The 3,717-nt window shown below is 76.7% G+C and carries 2 protein-coding genes and 1 pseudogene; 1 reads left to right on the top strand and 2 read right to left on the bottom strand.

What is annotated here, in order from left to right; genetic code table 11:
* Nucleotides 1-825 (bottom strand): PE family protein (locus tag A5645_RS08335; RefSeq protein WP_155767910.1); only part of this gene is annotated, 825 nt, incomplete at its 3' end.
* Between the two features lie 148 nt (nucleotides 826-973).
* Nucleotides 974-3,148: a PE family protein gene (locus A5645_RS08330; protein ID WP_436405478.1), complete on the bottom strand. Its 2,175-nt coding sequence runs from the start codon at nucleotides 3,146-3,148 to the stop codon at nucleotides 974-976.
* Between the two features lie 27 nt (nucleotides 3,149-3,175).
* Here A5645_RS08330 and A5645_RS29225 point away from each other — a divergent pair.
* Nucleotides 3,176-3,655: pseudogene (locus tag A5645_RS29225) on the top strand (PE family protein); the annotation flags it as partial.
* Between the last annotated feature and the right edge of the window lie 62 nt (nucleotides 3,656-3,717).

Raw genomic sequence — 3,717 nt, 5'->3', positions numbered from 1 at the left:
GGCCGCCCCGCCGTCGCCGAAGCTGGATCCACCGACCCCGCCGGCCCCACCGGCCGAGAACATTCCGCCGGCGCCTCCGGCGCCCCCGGCCCCGCCAAGTGCGGTCAGGCTCTGCGTAGACCCGCCGTTGCCGCCGATGCCTGCGGCGCCGTACAGCATCCCGGCGCTGCCGCCTACCCCGCCGGCCCCTCCGGCGCCGGCCACCGAGTTGCCGCCCGCTCCGCCGGCACCGCCAGTGCCGAGCATCCCGGCGGCCCCACCGGCACCCCCGGACCCGCCGTTGCCCGTGGTGCCGGCACCGCCAGTTCCGCCGGCGCCGCCGTTGCCGAGGAACCCACCCGCCCCGCCGGCGCCACCGGCGCCCCCAGTGGTGCCCGCCTTGCCCGAACCGCCGGCGCCGCCGTTACCGATCAGCCAGCCGCCGGATGTTCCGTTCTGACCGGTTCCGGCGGCGCCGTTCGTGCCGTTGCCGATCAGTGGACGCCCGGTGGCGGCCAGGACCGGAGCGTTGATCGCGTCGAGGAGGCTTTGGATCGGTGCCGCATTGGCAGCCTCGGCGGCGGCATAACTCGCCCCGCCGGCACTCAGCGCCCGCATGAAGCCCTGATGAAACGCCGCAGCCTCGGCGCTGAGGGCCTGATAGGCCTGCCCGTGGCCGGAGAACAGCGCCGCCAGCGCCGTCGACACTTCGTCCTGAGCCGCGGCCAGCAATGACGTGGTCCGAACCGCCGCTGCGGCGTTCGCCGCGCTCAGCGCCGATCCGATGCTGTCCAGGTCCGCTGCGGCCATGGCCAGCAATTCGGGACCGACTATCAGATACGACATGGCCCCAAGGATGGGCAGTGGTGTGGCGACGAACGTCGGTCATAGGACGTAAATGCCGTGTGCTGGGGGTCGTATCCGGTCCTCCCGGGGTGCGCACAAACGCAAACCGCGGCGGTGCAATGCACCGCCGCGGTTTGCCTGCGGGTGGTTAGGGCCGTCCGTTGTTGCCGTTCTGACCCAGCACCTGACCGGCGTTGCCGCCGGTGCCCGGCGCCCCGGGCGGTATGCCGGGCCCGGCGTTACCACCATTGCCGCCGTCGCCGAACAGCACCGCGTTGCCACCCTTCCCGCCGGAACCTCCGGTGCTACCGGTACTGGCCGCACCGGCGCCGCCATCACCGCCATTGCCGATCGCTCCGGCCATGCCTCCGGCGCCACCGGCGCCGCCGGGGTCGCCGAGCTGTCCAGCGCGCCCGGCGCCGCCGGCCCCGCCCGAGCCGATCAGCATGCCGCCGTCGCCACCGTTGCCTCCGGCCGCGCCGCGGAAACCGCCGCCGCCGCCGACACCCCCGGCTCCGCCGTCGCCGAAGAACATCCCGCCGTTGCCGCCGGCGCCACCCACCCCGCCGGTGCCGCCGCCGTTGTTGCTTCCGCCGGTCCCGCCCGTGCCGCCGGGCGCGCCGAGGCTCAGCATGCCCGCGTTGCCGCCGTGCCCGCCGGCGCCTGCGGTGGTCTGGCCGAATCCGCCGGCACCGCCGCTGCCGCCGCCGCCGAACAGGCCACCGCTGCCGCCGGCCCCACCGGCCCCGCTGCTGCCGTTGAGGTTGCTTGCCCCGCCGGCCCCGCCGTCCCCGCCGCTGGAGAACATGCCGCCGTTGCCACCGGCTCCGCCGGCCCCGCTGGTCTGCCCGAACCCGGCGTCCCCACCGGTCCCGCCGCTGGCGAACAGGCCACCGTTACCGCCGGCGCCGCCGGCCCCACCCTTGCCCGCGCCCCCTACGCCGGGCGTGAAGGAGACGGCGCCGTCGCCGCCGTTCCCCGCCGCGCCGGCGAGCAGGCCGGCGTTGCCGCCCACCCCGCCCGTTCCGCCGGTCGCGGTGCTGGGCGCGCGTCCGCCGACGCCACCGGTACCGCCGGAGCCGAACAGCCCGCCGTCGCCTCCAGCGCCGCCGGTTCCGCCGTTTCCGGTCGTCGACGCGCCGCCCGCGCCACCGGCCCCGCCGGCGCCGAACAAGCCGCCGCCCGCGCCGCCGTGCCCGCCGGTAGCGCCGGCCGCTCCGGAGCCACCGATGCCGCCGTTGCCGAACAGCAGCCCACCGTCCCCACCGGCGCCGCCGGTTCCCGCAACTCCATTGGCGCCGTTGCCGATCAGCGGACGGCCGGTCGCCGCCTGAACGGGTGCGTTGATCGCGTTGATCACCTGCTGTTGTGCGGTGTGCAGCGGGTTGGTGCCGGCGGGGGCATTGAAGCCGTCCAAGCCCAACAGCTGACCGCCTATGCCGCCCGTCCCGGCCGTGCCCTTGGTTGTGCCGAGGCCGCCGTTGCCGCCGTTGCCGCCGTCACCGATCAGCATGCCGTTGCCGCCGGCCCCGCCCGCGCCGCCGGTACTGCCCGCGGCGGCCTGGCCGGTGCCTCCCGTGCCGCCGTTGCCGCCGTTGCCGATCAACCCGGACCGCCCGCCGGCGCCGCCTGCGCCGCCCAGGGTCGTTCCACCGTCACCACCCGCGCCGCCCGCGCCGCCCGAGCCGGTGAGCAGGCCGGCATTGCCACCGTCACCGCCCTTCCCACCGTTGGTGGGGCCGAATCCGCCGTTGCCGCCAGCCCCGCCCTCGCCGAAGAGCAGTCCGGCATTGCCGCCGGCCCCGCCGGCCCCGCCGAGTCCGGTTGCGGGCGTGATGCTTTCACCGCCCGAGCCGCCGGCCCCGCCGGCGCCCATGCTGAGCATGCCGGCGTCGCCACCGGTCCCCCCGGCGCCGCCGCTGACTGAACCGTGGCCGCCACTGCCACCATTACCTCCGGCACCGAAGATGCCGCCGGTCCCGCCCGCGCCGCCAAGCCCGCCGGTCCCGCCGGTGCTGACTCCGCCGGCCCCACCAGCCCCGCCGGCGCCGAACATGCCGCCCATTCCGCCGGCGCCACCGGCCCCGGCAATGCCCCCGATGGTGGTGCCGCCGACTCCTCCGGCGCCGCCGTTGGAGAACAGGCCGCCATTGCCGCCGGCGCCGCCGGCGCCGCCGGCCTGGGTGATGCTGTTGGCGAGGCCACCGGCACCGCCGGTCCCGGCCGCACCGAACAGCAGGCCGGCGTTGCCGCCGCCCCCTCCGACTCCGGCGGCCGCTTCCGAGTTTCCGCCGGCCCCGCCCGTGCCACCCGAGCCGAACAGCCCCGCTGACCCGCCGCGGCCACGGATGTGCAGAACATCGGATCGGCCCTGACCGCCGCCCGCGCCGCGGCCGCCGCCCCCACCGTCGGCGTGCTGGCTGCCGGCGCCGACGAGGTATCAGCGGCGTTGGCGTCCCTGTTCTCTGGGCACGCGCAGATCTACCAGGCCCTCAGCGCCGAGGCGGAGCTTTTCCACCAGCAGTTCGTGCAGGCGTTGAGTGCCGGCGGGGCGATGTACGCCAGCGCCGAGGCTGCCAACGCGGCGCCGATCCAAAGCCTGCTCGACGCGATCAACGCACCGGTCCTGGCGGCGACCGGCCGCCCGCTGATCGGCAACGGCACCAACGGCGCACCAGGGACGGGGCAAAACGGGACGGCCGGTGGCTGGTTGATCGGCAACGGTGGCGCCGGGGGGTCCGGCACCAACGGAGGCAACGCCGGTGGCGCCGGCGGCGCCGGCGGGGCCGGCGGGCTGCTCGGCAGCGGAGGGGCCGCGGCGCGGGCGGCGGTCAGGGCCGATCCGATGTTCTGCACATCCGTGGCCGCGGCGGCCAGCATCTCGGGGGCCAC

The sequence above is a fragment of the Mycobacterium asiaticum genome, assembly GCF_001673635.1.
Classification (GTDB): domain Bacteria; phylum Actinomycetota; class Actinomycetes; order Mycobacteriales; family Mycobacteriaceae; genus Mycobacterium; species Mycobacterium asiaticum_C.
Note: the sequence above shows the minus strand (reverse complement) of the source record. Positions and strands in the feature narration are given on the sequence as shown.